Below are 13,859 nucleotides of genomic sequence, written 5' to 3'. Positions count from 1 at the left end.
TCTATAAGCAACAGTGTACTGGAACGAGTAACATTGTATTGTAACGAAGCTTCGGAAGAGTTCTTTATCCGACATCGGATAGAGAACTCTTTTATTATGTCAACGTTTCGGAACCTGCGTCATCTAAAATGGACAAAATTCATTTTATAGATTGATAGGTTAGGCAGCCTGGATATTTCAAAAACATCGTACTAAACAGCGTCTTTTCATTAGAAAAGATTTGTTTATATGTTTTTTTTAAATATGCTTGCAATACGCCCATCTTTTCTATATAATAATGAATGTTGTTCTTGTGACGTTGCGATGATGTGAGAGGTTACTGACACACCCGGCCCCTTTGCCATGGGAGAGTGGTCAGAAAATTTTCACGGAGTATGTCCGATAAAAAATTGGGCGATAGAAGGAGGGACTAAAATGGCAAAGCAAAAAATTCGTATTCGTTTGAAAGCTTACGACCACAGAATTCTTGATCAATCCGCGGAGAAAATTGTTGAAACAGCAAAACGTTCCGGTGCTGGTGTATCCGGTCCGATTCCGCTTCCTACTGAAAAACAAATCATTACTATTCTTCGTGCGGTGCACAAGTACAAGGATTCTCGGGAGCAATTCGAGCAACGCACTCACAAGCGTTTGATCGACATCGTTAACCCGACTCCACAAACTGTGGATGCCTTGATGCGCTTGGATCTGCCGTCCGGTGTAGATATCGAAATCAAACTGTAATATATAGCAACAAACAAGACCACGTATAAAGGAAAAGAGGTGTCAACATGAAAGGTATCTTAGGAAAAAAACTTGGAATGACTCAAGTGTTTACCGCTGAAGGTAACGTAGTTCCAGTAACGGTTATCGAAGCAGGCCCTTGTGTTGTTTTGCAAAAGAAAGATCTTGAGAACGATGGCTACGAAGCAGTTCAAATCGGTTTCTCCGATAAGAAAGAGAAAAATGCTAACAAGCCAGAAGCAGGACACGCTAAAAAAGCGAATACTGCACCTAAGCGCTACGTTCGTGAGCTTCGCGGCATCAACATCGCGGAATATGAAGTTGGCCAAGAACTGAAAGCTGACATTTTCGCTGAAGGCGAATTCGTTGACGTAACGGGTATTTCTAAAGGTAAAGGTTTTGCCGGCGTAATCAAACGTTGGGGACAAAGCACTGGACCTATGTCTCACGGTTCGCGTTACCACCGTGGCCCGGGTTCGATGGGTTCGATTCAAGCTAACCGCGTTCCTAAAGGCAAACACTTGCCAGGACACATGGGACATGAAACAGTTACAATCCAACGTCTTGAAGTTGTAAAAGTAGACGCTGAACGTAACGTAATTCTTGTTAAAGGTTCCATCCCTGGTGCGAAAAACAGCCTTGTAAAAGTTAAAGAAACGGTGAAAAAATAACCACTGAAGAAAGGAGGAACACAAAATGCCAAAAGTATCAGTTTACAATGTAGATGGTAGCCAAGTGGGTGAAGTTGAACTGAATGATGCTGTATTCGGAATTGAGCCGAATCAACACGTTCTGTACGATGCAGTTCTTATGCAACGCGCTTCCCTTCGTCAAGGTACCCACAAAGTAAAAGGACGTTCTGAAGTACGTGGCGGTGGACGTAAGCCTTGGAAACAAAAAGGTACAGGTCGCGCTCGTCAAGGTTCGATTCGTTCTCCACAATGGAAAGGCGGCGGTATCGTATTTGGTCCGACTCCACGGAGCTATGCGTACAAACTGCCTAAGAAAGTTCGCCGTCTGGCGATCAAATCAGCACTTTCTTCCAAAGTGCAAGACAATGACATTATCGTTTTGGATGCTCTGACTCTGAGCGCTCCTAAAACTAAAGAATTTGCAGCTATCTTGAATAACCTCAAAGTAGGCCGCAAAGCTTTGATCGTAGCACCTAGCTATGATGATAATGTAGCTCTTTCCGCACGGAATATTCCTGGCGTGAAATTCGTAGCTGCTGACGGCATTAATGTTCTTGACGTGCTTGGGCACGACAAACTGATCATTACGAAAGAAGCAGTTCAGAAGGTAGAGGAGGTGCTCGCGTAATGAAGGATCCTCGTGATATTGTTAAACGTCCGATTATTACGGAACGTACTGCTGACATGATGAACGACTTGAAATATGTATTTGAAGTCGATATCCGTGCAAACAAAACCGAGATCAAAAAAGCGGTTGAAGCTATTTTCGGCGTAAAAGTGAAAAACGTGAACACTCTTCGTGTTCCAGCTAAACCGAAACGGTACGGTCGTTATTCCGGATATACAAGCGAATGGAAAAAAGCGTTTGTAACGCTGACACAAGACAGTAAAGCGCTTGAGTTCTTTGAAACTGTATAATTGAAATTTTTGAAGTAAGGAGGGAAAACTAGTGCCAATCAAAAAGTATAAACCAACATCCCCGGCAAGACGGAACATGTCCGTTTCTACATTTGAGGAAATCACCACAGATAAGCCGGAGAAATCGTTGTTGGCCCCGCTGAGCAAACAAGCAGGCCGCAACAACCAAGGTAAAATTACAGTTCGTCACCACGGTGGTGGACATAAACGTAAATACCGTATCATCGACTTCAAACGTACTAAAGATGGAATACCGGGCCGCGTTGCTACAATCGAGTATGACCCGAACCGTACTTCCAACATTGCATTGATTCACTATGCTGATGGTGAGAAACGTTACATCATCGCTCCTAAAGGTCTGAAAGTTGGAGATCAAGTATTCTCCGGTCCTGACGCAGACATCAAAATCGGTAACGCACTGCCACTTGAAAACATTCCAGTAGGTACCGTTATCCACAACATCGAGTTGAAACCAGGTAAAGGCGGACAATTGGTTCGTGCAGCTGGTACAGAAGCTCAATTGCTTGGTAAAGAAGAAAAATACGTTTCCGTTCGTCTCTCTTCCGGAGAAGTTCGTCGTATTCTGAAAGTTTGCCGCGCAACAATCGGATCTGTTGGTAACCAAGACCACGAGCTCATCAAAATCGGTAAAGCCGGTCGTAGCCGTTGGTTGGGTCAACGTCCTGAGGTTCGTGGTGTGGTAATGAACCCTAACGATCACCCTCACGGTGGTGGTGAAGGTCGTGCTCCTATCGGACGTAAATCGCCAATGTCACCATGGGGTAAACCTACTCTTGGTTACAAAACGCGTAAGAAAAATAAAGCTTCTGATAAATACATCATCCGTCGCCGCACGAAGTAATACACACTGTGCATAACTTCGTGAGGCATCTACGGATGCATAAAAGCTATGTTTGAAGGGAGGATCTCCACATGAGTCGCAGTTTGAAAAAAGGGCCATTCATTGATGGCTACATGCTCAAGAAGGTAGAAGAGATGGAAGCATCAGGCAAGAAGAACGTTATCAAAACCTGGTCCCGTCGTTCTACAATTTTCCCACAATTCATCGGACACACATTTGGCGTTTACGACGGTCGTAAACACGTGCCAGTGTATGTAACTGAGGACATGGTCGGACACAAACTGGGTGAGTTCGCTCCAACCCGTACGTACAAAGGCCATACTGATGATGACAAGAAAACTAGAAGATAAATGAACATCTCTAATGTTTGAGAGGAGGTTACACAATGGAAGCAAAAGCACATGCTAAGTTTATCCGGATTGCTCCTCGTAAAGTTCAACTCGTTGTTGACTTGATTCGCGGCAAGCAAGTAGGTGAGGCGGTTGCCATTCTCCGTCACACTCCGAAATCCGCTTCTCCAGTTGTTGAGAAGTTGCTTAACTCCGCTATTGCGAATGCGGAACATAACTATTCTTTGGATGTTAATAACTTGGTGATCTCGCAAGTTTACGTAAACCAAGGACCAACGATGAAACGTTTCCGCCCTCGTGCAATGGGACGTGCAAGTCGTATTAACAAACGTACTAGCCACATCACTTTGGTGGTATCTGAAAAGTAGAAGGAGGGAAAACGTGTGGGCCAAAAGGTAAATCCAGTCGGACTTCGTGTCGGAGTTATCCGTGACTGGGAGTCTAAATGGTATGCAGGCAAAGACTTCGGTGATCTTTTGATGGAAGACGTGAAAATTCGTGAATTCCTCAAAAATAAATTGAAAGACTCCGCTGTATCTCGTGTAGAAATTGAGAGAGCAGCTAACCGCGTAAACGTAACGATTCACACTGCGAAACCAGGCATGGTAATCGGTAAAGGTGGATCTGAAGTTGAAAATCTTCGTAACCAAATTACGAAAATTGCTGGCGGCAAAAAAGTACACATCAACATCTCTGAAATTAAAAACCAAGACCTGGACGCGATCCTGGTAGCAGAAAGCATTGCACAACAATTGGAACGTCGTGTTTCTTTCCGTCGTGCGTTGAAACAAGCTATTCAAAGAACTATGCGCTCCGGTGCTAAAGGTATTAAAACTCAAGTAGGCGGACGTCTTGGCGGTGCTGAGATTGCACGTTCTGAAGGCTACAGCGAAGGAACTGTTCCACTGCACACACTGCGTGCTGATATCGACTATGGTACAGCAGAGGCACATACAACTTACGGACGTATCGGCGTAAAAGTATGGATCTATCGTGGAGAGGTTCTTCCTACGGCTAAGAAACAAGCTGTTAAGGAAGGAGGCAACTAATCATGTTGGTACCAAAACGCGTAAAACACCGTAAGCAACAACGCGGACATATGAAAGGCCAAGCTAAGGGCGGAACTACACTGAACTTTGGCGAATACGGTCTGCAAGCTACGGAACCGGCTTGGATTACGAACCGTCAGATCGAAGCGGCTCGTATCGCGATGACTCGTTACATCAAACGTGGTGGTAAAGTCTGGATCAAAATTTTCCCTGACAAACCAATCACTCAAAAGCCTCTCGAGGTTCGGATGGGTAGCGGTAAAGGTAACGTAGAAAAATGGGTTGCAGTAGTGAAACCAGGTAAGATCATGTTTGAACTTGCTGGTGTACCGGAGGATGTTGCTCGCGAAGCAATGCGTCTTGCCGCTCACAAACTGCCAATCAAAACGAAGTTCGTGAAACGTGAAGAATTGGGTGGTGAAGCAAATGAAAGCTAGTGAATTTCGCAACCTAACCTCTGCTGAAATCGAGCAAAAGATTGCCGGATTTAAAGAAGAACTCTTTAACCTCCGCTTTCAACTCGCTACCGGTCAGCTGGATAACCCGACTCGAATCCGTGATGTGCGGAAAGAAATAGCTCGTGCTAAAACCATCATCCGTGAAAGAGAACTGGGAATCGGTTAATCAGAGGTCGGATATATTCCGTCCGTAATCAGGAAGGAGGCCAACAATGAGCGAAGAACGTAACGCACGTAAAGTGCAAATCGGTAAAGTGGTCAGCGATAAAATGGACAAAACGATCGTTGTTGCTGTAGAAACCTACAAAAAACACGACTTGTACCATAAACGTATCAAGTACACTAAAAAATTCAAAGCGCATGACGAAGAAAACACTGCGAAAATCGGTGACACGGTGAAAATCATGGAAACTCGTCCGCTTTCGAAAGATAAACGCTGGAGACTTGCTGAAGTCGTAGAAAAAGCGGTTATCATCTAATGCATTAGCAGCATAGCTGAAAGGAGGAATTCTAAATGATTCAACCATTTACACGTTTGGCTGTAGCCGACAACTCCGGTGCGAAGGAACTGATGTGTATTCGCGTACTGGGCGGAACGGGACGTCGTACAGCACAAATCGGTGATCTAATCGTTTGTTCTGTAAAACAAGCAACACCAGGCGGCGTTGTCAAAAAAGGTGATGTAGTAAGAGCGGTTGTCGTTCGTACGAAACGTTCTGTACGTCGTAAAGACGGTTCCTACATCGGTTTTGATGAAAATGCAGCTGTTGTTGTAAAAGACGACAGAAGCCCACGTGGAACACGTATTTTCGGACCTGTTGCTCGTGAACTTCGCGAGAAAGACTTCATGAAAATCGTTTCCTTGGCCCCAGAGGTTATCTAATAGATTAAGCTCGTGATGTTTAGAAACAGGAGGTGTACGAAATGCCAAAAGTGAAAAAAGTTCTGGAATCCCATAACAACAAACTTCACGTTAAAAAGGAAGATACGGTTATGGTGATCAGCGGTAAAGACAAAGGCAAAAAAGGCCGTGTCATCGCTGCTTATCCTCGTGAAAACCGCGTCCTTGTGGAAGGTGTTAACATGGTGAAAAAACACCAGAAGCCTAACCAGCAAAACCCGCAAGGCGGCATTATCGAGAAGGAAGCTCCGATTCACGTTTCCAACGTGATGCACATCGATCCAAAGAGCGGAAAAGTAACCCGTATCGGTTACAAAGTGTTGGATAACGGAAAGAAAGTGCGCGTTGCAAAACGTTCCGGAGAAATTATCGACTAATTGAACCGAATGAGAAAGGAGGGCTATGATTCATGGCATCAAGAATGAAAGAACGTTACCTGCAAGAAATCGCTCCTGCTTTGATGCAGAAGTTTAACTATACAACGGTAATGCAAGTGCCGAAAATCGAGAAAATCGTTATCAACATGGGTGTGGGCGACGCTGTCCAAAACTCCAAAGTGTTGGATTCCGCAGTAAACGATTTGCAACTGATCGCAGGTCAAAAACCTGTAATCACTCGTGCAAAAAAATCTATCGCAGGTTTCAAACTGCGTGAGAACATGCCTATCGGTGTGAAAGTAACATTGCGCGGCGAGCGTATGTACTACTTCCTCGATAAATTGTTCAACGTTACACTTCCACGTGTACGTGACTTCCGTGGTGTATCGAGCAAAGCGTTCGATGGTCGCGGTAACTACACTCTGGGTCTGAAAGAGCAATTGATCTTCCCAGAGATCGAGTATGATAAAGTAGACAAAGTCCGCGGTATGGATATTGTCATCGTAACAACGGCGAAAACAGACGAAGAGTCCCGCGAGTTGCTCACGCAACTGGGAATGCCTTTCGTTAAATAATGTTGGCATAAACGTTCCGGGTGTCTGGAAAGACTCCCTTTTCTCCGAAATTATTTAGGAGGTGTCAGGCTAAAGTGGCAAAAACTTCGATGAAAGTTAAACAACAACGTACACCAAAGTTTAAAGTACGTGCTTATACACGCTGCGAGCGTTGCGGTCGTCCACATTCGGTACTGCAAAAGTTCAAAATTTGCAGAATTTGCTTCCGTGAATTAGCTTATAAAGGCCAGATTCCTGGCGTGAAAAAAGCAAGCTGGTAAAAAGTCCTGAACGGGAAGGAGGTTAACTCACAATGACTATGTCTGATCCAATTGCAGATATGCTTACTCGTATTCGTAACGCGAACACAGTTCGTCACGAAACGGTAGAAATGCCTGCTTCGACAATGAAAAAACAAATCGCCGATATCTTGAAGCGTGAAGGTTTCATCCGTGACGCTGAATTTATCGAAGATAACAAACAAGGGATTATCCGTGTTTTCCTGAAATACGGTCAAAATAACGAGCGCGTTATCACTGGTCTGAAAAGAATCAGTAAACCTGGTCTTCGTGTTTACACGAAAAGCAATGAAGTACCTCGCGTACTTGGCGGCCTGGGTATCGCGATCATCTCGACATCCAAAGGTGTTATGACGGACAAAGAAGCTCGTCAAGCAAAATCCGGCGGAGAAGTCGTTTGCTACGTTTGGTAATATAACGTCACAAGATAGGAGGTGCAACACATGTCTCGTATTGGTCGCAAACCAATTACAGTACCAAGTGGTGTAGACATCACTTTGGACAATTCCGTTATTACGGTAAAAGGACCAAAAGGAACTTTGACTCGTGAGCTTCATAAAGACATGAAGGTTACAGTTGAAAACAACGAAATTACAGTTGTGCGTCCTTCCGATAACAAAACTCACCGTTCTTTGCACGGTACAACACGCAGCGTTGTCAGCAATATGGTGAGCGGCGTAACTGAAGGATTCGCAAAATCTCTGGAGCTGGTTGGGGTCGGATATCGTGCAAGCAAATCCGGAGATAAAATCGTTCTGAACGTTGGATACTCTCACCCGGTTGAAATTACACCGGAAGCGGGAATTGAGTTCGAAGTACCTTCGAACACTAAAATCATCGTTCGCGGTATCGATAAAGAGCGCGTAGGTGCTTACGCTGCTAAAATTCGTTCCGTTCGTGAACCTGAGCCGTACAAAGGTAAAGGTATCAAATATGAAGGCGAGCGTATCATCCGTAAGGAAGGTAAAGCCGGTAAGAAGAAATAAGATTTCTCTTACCGCCTTTTCGCGGCTTTCGGCTTGCTTGCTTCGTGTGTTTCTAATATACCCCGTGGCTTCCGGTTTGAAGCCAGCGAGGTAACCTGAAAGGAGTGAATCCCTGAGATGATTACGAAACAGGATAAAAACAAGGCTCGTCTGAAAAGACACTTGCGCGTTCGTAAAAAAATCCAAGGAACGGCAGCACGTCCTCGTTTGAACGTATTCCGTTCTGGTAAACATATGTACGCTCAAATCATCGATGATGTAGCTGGTGTAACGATCGCTTCCGCGTCTACTGTGGACAAAGAATTGAGCGGCGACATCAAAAACGGTGCATCTGTTGAATCTGCTCGCAAAGTTGGCGAACTCGTTGCTAAACGTGCGAAAGACAAAGGTGTTTCCAACATCGTATTTGACCGTAGCGGATATCTGTACCATGGTCGTATCGCAGCATTGGCTGAAGCGGCTCGTGAAGCAGGACTTGAGTTTTAAGATATTTTTCAAAAGGAGGTTAACGACTTGCGTGTAGATCCGAATACTTTGGAACTGTCTGAAAGAGTAGTAAACATTAATCGCGTAGCTAAAGTAGTAAAAGGCGGACGCCGTTTCAGCTTTAGCGCACTGGTTGTAGTCGGCGACGGCAACGGCTGGGTTGGAGCGGGTATCGGTAAAGCGGGCGAAGTACCTGATGCAATTCGCAAAGGTATTGAAGATGCTAAGAAAAACCTTGTACACGTTCCACTCGTAGGAACTTCGATTCCTCACTTGGTAACAGGTAAGTTCGGCGCAGGACGCGTTCTGCTGAAACCAGCATCTGAAGGTACTGGTGTTATCGCTGGTGGTCCTGTACGTGCGGTTCTCGAACTTGCTGGTGTGGGTGACATTTTGACAAAATCTCTGGGTTCTTCGAATTCCATGAACATGGTCAATGCGACTTTGGAAGGTTTGTCCCGTTTGAAACGTGCTGAAGACGTGGCTAAACTGCGCGGAAAATCCGTCGAAGAGCTTCTGGGTTAGGAGGGAATTCTCATGGCTAAATTAGAAATTACCCTCGTCCGCAGCTTGATCGGACGTCCGGAGACGCAAAGAACAACTGTGAAAACATTGGGTTTGCGCAAAATCAACAGCAAAGTGATTCAAAACGATAATCCAGCCATCCGTGGTATGATTAACAAAGTGAGTCACTTGGTATCTGTTAAAGAAGTAGAAGCTTAATAAACGGGAATAATCCCACAAATCTTTAAGGAGGTGCAACGAACGATGAAGTTACATGAGCTTTCACCATCTCCTGGATCGCGTAAAGAACGCAAACGTGTTGGTCGCGGTCCAAGTAGTGGTACGGGTAAAACATCAGGTCGCGGTCATAAAGGACAAAACGCTCGTTCTGGCGGTGGTGTTCGTCCAGGCTTCGAAGGTGGACAAAATCCACTGTATCGTCGCTTGCCGAAACGCGGTTTCGTAAACCCAACTCGCAAAGAATATGCAGTTGTTAATATCGAAGACCTGAACAGTTTGCCTGCGGGTACTGAAGTAACTCCAGAATTCTTGATGACGAATGGCGTTGTTAAAAACGCTAAATCCGGAATCAAAATCCTGGGTAACGGTGAAGTCACTGTGAAGCTGACTGTTAAAGCTAATAAGTTTTCTCAATCTGCGGTAGAGAAAATCGAGGCTGCCGGCGGTACAACCGAGGTGATTTAATGTTCAAGACCCTAAAGAATATCTGGCGGGTTGAGGATCTGCGCAAAAGGGTATTATTTACCCTTTTTGTACTGATCATTTACCGCATCGGCTCCTTTGTTCCCGTTCCGGGAGTTAACAAAGATGTGTTCGAAGCGACAAATTCTGCGGGTAAAGAAGTTTTTGGACTTCTCAATACGTTCTCGGGTGGAGCGCTGTTTCAGTTCTCGATATTTGCACTCGGGATCGTACCTTACATCACTGCGTCTATCATAGTACAGTTGCTTTCCATGGACGTTATTCCTAAACTAGCGGAGTGGGCAAAGCAAGGTGAACAAGGTAAGAAAAAATCAGCACAGTTGACTCGTTATTTAACCATCGGGTTGGCATTGATTCAAGCGTTTGGTACGTCGATCGGATTCAACCGCTTGTACAATACAGAGATGGTTCCTAACGCAACATTTGCAGATTATATCTTGATCGCGATTGTACTTACGGCCGGTACTTCATTCCTGATGTGGCTTGGTGAGCAGATCACCGAGAAGGGCATCGGAAACGGAATCTCGATTTTGATCTTTGCAGGTATCCTGGCAACAGTGCCTAACATTATCAAACAAACCATCGAGTCTGACTTCATTCAACCTGATCAGTTGTTTATGAATATCCTCAAAGCTGTAATCATTGCGATTGTCATCGTACTGATTATCATCGGGGTCATTTACATCCAACAGGCGATTCGGAAAATTCCGGTACAGTACGCTAAACGTGTCGTAGGTAACAAAATGTACGGTGGACAGAACACACATATCCCGCTGAAGATTAATGCAGCTGGTGTTATCCCTGTCATCTTCGCATCATCGCTGTTGATGTTCCCAACGATTATCGCCAACTTCTGGGCTAATCAAGGTTGGGCACAGTGGATCGGTCAAAACTTGACTACACACAAACCACTTGGTATGGTGCTGTATGTTGTGATGATCTTCGGATTCACATTCTTCTATACTTTCGTACAGATGAATCCTCAGCAGATGGCTGATAATATGAAAAAGAACGGCGGTTACATCCCAGGCATTCGCCCGGGTAAAGCAACCGAGAAATATCTGACCCGTGTCATGACTCGTTTGACAATGGCCGGAGCCATCTTCTTGGCAGTCATTTCCGTTCTGCCTGTATTCTTAGGGGCACTTTCTGGTTTGCCTCAATCAGCGCAAATTGGAGGAACATCCCTCCTGATCGTTATCGGTGTAGCGCTGGATACGATGAAGCAAATCGAAAGCCAATTGATCAAACGCCACTACAAAGGTTTTATCAATAAATAGGCAATAGGTTCCGGTTGAGTAAAGATTTACTTGCCGGCACCTATTGTGCTGTTTGTTGATGTAGGGTAGTCTTGGAGGGAGTGACATAACGTGAACATCCTATTCATGGGCCCTCCGGGGGCAGGAAAAGGTACGCAAGCAGACGTCATTGTGAAAGAGTTCGGTATTCCCCATATTTCAACAGGCGATGCATTTCGTCTCGCGATTAAACAGGGAACTCCCATTGGCCTGAAAGCCAAGGAATATATGGATCAAGGATTACTTGTACCAGATGATGTAACCATCGGCATCGTTGAAGAACGTTTGCAGCAAGCGGACTGCAGAGAAGGTTTCCTTTTGGATGGATTTCCAAGAACCCTGTCTCAAGCAGAAGCGCTGGATGGTATCCTGGCACGACTGAACTCAGGTCTTGATCATGTCATCAACCTGAAAGTGGATCGCAACAAATTGCTCGCTCGTTTGACGGGTCGTCGCATTTGTAAAAACTGTGGTTCCACGTATCATGTCGTATTTAATCCACCGAAGCAGGAAGGTATCTGTGATAAATGCGGCGGCGAGCTGTATCAGCGCTCTGATGATAATGAAGAGAGCGTAGGCACTCGTTTGGACGAATATATCAACAAAACAGCACCACTCCTCACGTTCTACGAAACTAAAGGCCTTCTTCGTCAAATCGACGGAGAACAGGATATCGATCAAGTTTCTAAAGAAATCGTGTCCTTGTTGAGAGGTTAATTGATGATCATTGGTAAGTCCGAAACGGAACTGGGTTTGATGAGGGAAGCAGGGAGAATTGTTGCGGAAACGCATCGTCTCTTGGCAGAGCATATCGCTCCCGGTATTACGACTGGTGAACTTGACCATATGGCTGATCAATATATCCGCAGTCAAGGAGCTGTGCCGTCTTTCAAAGGTTATAACGGTTTCCCTGCCAGTGTGTGCGCTTCAGTAAATGAAGAGTTGGTACATGGATTTCCCGGCAAACGCAAGTTGAACGAGGGCGATATCGTTACGTTTGACATTGGCGCGCAGTACCAGGGGTATCATGGAGATTCTGCCTGGACCTATCCAGTCGGCCGTATTTCCGAAGAAGCCCGTCGTCTTCTGGACGTCACCGAGGCTTCGTTATACGCAGGTCTGGCGCTGGTAAAACCAGACGTTCGCTTGTTTACAATATCTCATGCAATTCAGAAATATATCGAAGATGAGGGGTTCTCCGTCGTTCGTGAATATGTCGGTCACGGCATTGGAGCGGATCTGCACGAGGAGCCATCAATTCCGAACTATGGTCTTCCTGATCGTGGTCCAAGGTTAAAGGCTGGTATGGTGCTGGCCATTGAACCGATGGTTAACGCAGGCAGACGGTATGTGAAAACGTTGGAAGATAACTGGACTGTCGTTACAGTTGATGGATCGTTATGCGCCCACTTTGAACACACCGTAGCAGTTACACCTGAGGGTATGGAAATTTTCACAAAACTGAATGCGTAGGTGATGAGGCATGAACAATCAGTCGAATCCGCAGCTCGGTCAACTTGTGAAGATCCGTAAAGGCCGCAACGCGGACCAAGCCGCAGTAATTGTTGCTATAGTGGACAGTAGGTTCGTATATATAGCGGATGGAGACAAACGAAAGTTTGACCAACCCAAGAAGAAGAACATTCTTCATCTTGAACTTCAGCCCATGATTAGCAGTGAGGTTGTAAACAGTTTAAACGAGAGTGGTCGGGTGACAAACGGAAAGCTCCGCTATGCGGTTCATTCGTTTCTGGAATCCACCAACATTCAAGCTGAAGAGAAAGGAGACTGACTAATGGCCAAGGAAGATGTCATTGAAGTGGAAGGTACGGTTCTTGAACCGCTACCGAATGCAACGTTCAAGGTTGAGCTTGAGAATGGTCATCAAATTCTCGCTCACGTTTCCGGAAAATTGCGGATGCACTTCATCCGTATCCTGACTGGAGACAAAGTAGTTGTTCAGTTATCGCCTTATGATCTAACAAAAGGTCGTATAACTTACCGTAAATAGTAGTAGACAGTTGCAATGAACTGTGAAGCTTATGAAGCGGGTTTTGCCCGGCAAAACTTGCGAAAGCTTCGAAGCCGGTTTTACAATAGTAGAACAAGGTCAATGCTTACGAAGAGAGTTTTGCTAAGCAGAACTTTGAGGAGGTAATTCACATGAAGGTAAGACCTTCGGTCAAGCCGATTTGCGAAAAATGCAAAGTCATTCGCCGCAAAGGGAATGTAATGGTTATCTGTGAAAATCCGAAACACAAACAAAAACAAGGTTAATGAAGGGGGTGTAGCGTAAAATGGCACGTATAGCTGGTGTGGATTTGCCACGTGATAAGCGCGTTGAGATCGCCTTGACTTATATTTTCGGAATCGGTAAAACGACTTCCCAGAAAATTCTGAGCTCTACAGGCATCAATCCGGACACTCGTGTTCGTGATTTGACGGAAGATGAAGTCAGCAAATTGCGTGAAAGTATCGACAAAGAGGTCAAAGTAGAAGGTGACCTGCGTCGTGAAATCTCTTTGAATATTAAACGTTTGACGGAGATCGGTTGTTACCGTGGAGTTCGTCATCGTCGTGGTCTGCCTGTTCGTGGACAACGTACGAAAACGAATGCTCGTACTCGTAAGGGTCCTCGTCGTACTGTAGCGAACAAGAAGAAATAATAAGGGGGGATAA

At 45.2% G+C, this 13,859-nt stretch carries 28 protein-coding genes; all 28 read left to right on the top strand.

What is annotated here, in order from left to right:
- The first annotated feature begins 414 nt into the window (after positions 1 to 414).
- Positions 415 to 723 carry a 30S ribosomal protein S10 gene (rpsJ, locus tag ACQSGY_RS28080; protein WP_017692074.1) on the top strand — a complete coding sequence of 103 codons (309 nt, stop codon included), beginning with the start codon at positions 415 to 417 and terminating at the stop codon, positions 721 to 723.
- 47 nt (positions 724 to 770) lie between these two features.
- Entirely contained in the window at positions 771 to 1,394 is a 624-nt protein-coding gene (rplC, locus tag ACQSGY_RS28075; protein WP_184190219.1) for a 50S ribosomal protein L3, read from the top strand.
- A 25-nt stretch (positions 1,395 to 1,419) separates the two neighbouring features.
- The gene (rplD, locus tag ACQSGY_RS28070) at positions 1,420 to 2,043 is read left to right on the top strand and encodes a 50S ribosomal protein L4 (RefSeq protein WP_111271025.1); all 624 of its coding nucleotides are present in this window, start codon (positions 1,420 to 1,422) and stop codon (positions 2,041 to 2,043) included.
- Entirely contained in the window at positions 2,043 to 2,333 is a 291-nt protein-coding gene (gene rplW / locus ACQSGY_RS28065; protein WP_110899281.1) for a 50S ribosomal protein L23, read from the top strand. Before rplD ends, rplW begins: the two co-directional genes overlap by 1 nt.
- A gap of 31 nt (positions 2,334 to 2,364) precedes the next feature.
- Positions 2,365 to 3,195, top strand: coding sequence for a 50S ribosomal protein L2 (gene rplB, locus ACQSGY_RS28060; RefSeq protein WP_076292169.1), 831 nt, complete (start codon positions 2,365 to 2,367; stop codon positions 3,193 to 3,195).
- A gap of 71 nt (positions 3,196 to 3,266) precedes the next feature.
- Complete coding sequence (rpsS, locus tag ACQSGY_RS28055; RefSeq protein ID WP_056697694.1) at positions 3,267 to 3,545, top strand: 30S ribosomal protein S19; 279 nt, start codon at positions 3,267 to 3,269, stop codon at positions 3,543 to 3,545.
- 35 nt (positions 3,546 to 3,580) lie between these two features.
- On the top strand, positions 3,581 to 3,913 hold the full coding sequence (gene rplV, locus ACQSGY_RS28050; protein WP_110899282.1) for a 50S ribosomal protein L22: 333 nt from the start codon (positions 3,581 to 3,583) through the stop codon (positions 3,911 to 3,913).
- A 15-nt stretch (positions 3,914 to 3,928) separates the two neighbouring features.
- Positions 3,929 to 4,594 (top strand): 30S ribosomal protein S3, encoded by a 666-nt coding sequence (gene rpsC, locus ACQSGY_RS28045; RefSeq protein WP_184190217.1) that lies wholly within the window; start codon positions 3,929 to 3,931, stop codon positions 4,592 to 4,594.
- Positions 4,595 to 4,596: 2 nt separating this feature from the next.
- Entirely contained in the window at positions 4,597 to 5,031 is a 435-nt protein-coding gene (rplP, locus tag ACQSGY_RS28040) for a 50S ribosomal protein L16 (protein WP_024633581.1), read from the top strand.
- Positions 5,021 to 5,218, top strand: coding sequence for a 50S ribosomal protein L29 (gene rpmC / locus ACQSGY_RS28035; RefSeq protein WP_017692083.1), 198 nt, complete (start codon positions 5,021 to 5,023; stop codon positions 5,216 to 5,218). Before rplP ends, rpmC begins: the two co-directional genes overlap by 11 nt.
- Positions 5,219 to 5,264: 46 nt before the next feature.
- Complete coding sequence (gene rpsQ / locus ACQSGY_RS28030; protein ID WP_184190215.1) at positions 5,265 to 5,531, top strand: 30S ribosomal protein S17; 267 nt, start codon at positions 5,265 to 5,267, stop codon at positions 5,529 to 5,531.
- Between the two features lie 35 nt (positions 5,532 to 5,566).
- On the top strand, positions 5,567 to 5,935 hold the full coding sequence (gene rplN / locus ACQSGY_RS28025; protein WP_090905289.1) for a 50S ribosomal protein L14: 369 nt from the start codon (positions 5,567 to 5,569) through the stop codon (positions 5,933 to 5,935).
- A 41-nt stretch (positions 5,936 to 5,976) separates the two neighbouring features.
- Complete coding sequence (gene rplX / locus ACQSGY_RS28020) at positions 5,977 to 6,330, top strand: 50S ribosomal protein L24 (RefSeq protein ID WP_427181849.1); 354 nt, start codon at positions 5,977 to 5,979, stop codon at positions 6,328 to 6,330.
- A 32-nt stretch (positions 6,331 to 6,362) separates the two neighbouring features.
- Positions 6,363 to 6,905 carry a 50S ribosomal protein L5 gene (gene rplE / locus ACQSGY_RS28015; protein ID WP_111271027.1) on the top strand — a complete coding sequence of 181 codons (543 nt, stop codon included), beginning with the start codon at positions 6,363 to 6,365 and terminating at the stop codon, positions 6,903 to 6,905.
- Between the two features lie 74 nt (positions 6,906 to 6,979).
- Complete coding sequence (locus ACQSGY_RS28010; RefSeq protein WP_013312154.1) at positions 6,980 to 7,165, top strand: type Z 30S ribosomal protein S14; 186 nt, start codon at positions 6,980 to 6,982, stop codon at positions 7,163 to 7,165.
- A gap of 32 nt (positions 7,166 to 7,197) precedes the next feature.
- Positions 7,198 to 7,596 (top strand): 30S ribosomal protein S8, encoded by a 399-nt coding sequence (gene rpsH / locus ACQSGY_RS28005; RefSeq protein WP_110899286.1) that lies wholly within the window; start codon positions 7,198 to 7,200, stop codon positions 7,594 to 7,596.
- A 30-nt stretch (positions 7,597 to 7,626) separates the two neighbouring features.
- Complete coding sequence (gene rplF / locus ACQSGY_RS28000; protein ID WP_110899287.1) at positions 7,627 to 8,169, top strand: 50S ribosomal protein L6; 543 nt, start codon at positions 7,627 to 7,629, stop codon at positions 8,167 to 8,169.
- A 117-nt stretch (positions 8,170 to 8,286) separates the two neighbouring features.
- Entirely contained in the window at positions 8,287 to 8,655 is a 369-nt protein-coding gene (gene rplR / locus ACQSGY_RS27995; protein WP_184190213.1) for a 50S ribosomal protein L18, read from the top strand.
- Positions 8,656 to 8,682: 27 nt separating this feature from the next.
- Positions 8,683 to 9,180 (top strand): 30S ribosomal protein S5, encoded by a 498-nt coding sequence (gene rpsE, locus ACQSGY_RS27990; RefSeq protein ID WP_024633574.1) that lies wholly within the window; start codon positions 8,683 to 8,685, stop codon positions 9,178 to 9,180.
- A gap of 12 nt (positions 9,181 to 9,192) precedes the next feature.
- A complete protein-coding gene (gene rpmD, locus ACQSGY_RS27985) occupies positions 9,193 to 9,378 on the top strand; it encodes a 50S ribosomal protein L30 (RefSeq protein ID WP_111271028.1) in 186 nt (61 codons plus the stop codon).
- Positions 9,379 to 9,423: 45 nt separating this feature from the next.
- Positions 9,424 to 9,864, top strand: coding sequence for a 50S ribosomal protein L15 (gene rplO / locus ACQSGY_RS27980; RefSeq protein ID WP_110899289.1), 441 nt, complete (start codon positions 9,424 to 9,426; stop codon positions 9,862 to 9,864).
- Positions 9,864 to 11,162: a preprotein translocase subunit SecY gene (gene secY, locus ACQSGY_RS27975; protein WP_216520681.1), complete on the top strand. Its 1,299-nt coding sequence runs from the start codon at positions 9,864 to 9,866 to the stop codon at positions 11,160 to 11,162. Before rplO ends, secY begins: the two co-directional genes overlap by 1 nt.
- 90 nt (positions 11,163 to 11,252) lie before the next feature.
- On the top strand, positions 11,253 to 11,897 hold the full coding sequence (locus tag ACQSGY_RS27970; RefSeq protein ID WP_111271031.1) for an adenylate kinase: 645 nt from the start codon (positions 11,253 to 11,255) through the stop codon (positions 11,895 to 11,897).
- A gap of 3 nt (positions 11,898 to 11,900) precedes the next feature.
- Positions 11,901 to 12,653, top strand: a complete 753-nt coding sequence (map, locus tag ACQSGY_RS27965) for a type I methionyl aminopeptidase (protein ID WP_111271032.1) — start codon at positions 11,901 to 11,903, stop codon at positions 12,651 to 12,653.
- 10 nt (positions 12,654 to 12,663) lie between these two features.
- A complete protein-coding gene (locus ACQSGY_RS27960) occupies positions 12,664 to 12,972 on the top strand; it encodes a KOW domain-containing RNA-binding protein (protein ID WP_111271033.1) in 309 nt (102 codons plus the stop codon).
- A 3-nt stretch (positions 12,973 to 12,975) separates the two neighbouring features.
- Entirely contained in the window at positions 12,976 to 13,191 is a 216-nt protein-coding gene (gene infA, locus ACQSGY_RS27955; RefSeq protein ID WP_017692098.1) for a translation initiation factor IF-1, read from the top strand.
- Positions 13,192 to 13,343: 152 nt separating this feature from the next.
- On the top strand, positions 13,344 to 13,457 hold the full coding sequence (rpmJ, locus tag ACQSGY_RS27950; RefSeq protein ID WP_003333770.1) for a 50S ribosomal protein L36: 114 nt from the start codon (positions 13,344 to 13,346) through the stop codon (positions 13,455 to 13,457).
- 20 nt (positions 13,458 to 13,477) lie between these two features.
- Entirely contained in the window at positions 13,478 to 13,846 is a 369-nt protein-coding gene (gene rpsM / locus ACQSGY_RS27945) for a 30S ribosomal protein S13 (protein WP_095293406.1), read from the top strand.
- Positions 13,847 to 13,859: the final 13 nt, after the last annotated feature.

The organism is Paenibacillus sp. TC-CSREp1 (assembly GCF_050171015.1).
Taxonomy (GTDB): domain Bacteria; phylum Bacillota; class Bacilli; order Paenibacillales; family Paenibacillaceae; genus Paenibacillus; species Paenibacillus silvae.
The sequence above is the reverse complement of the archived record's forward strand: the minus strand, read 5'-3'. Positions and strand labels throughout refer to the sequence as shown.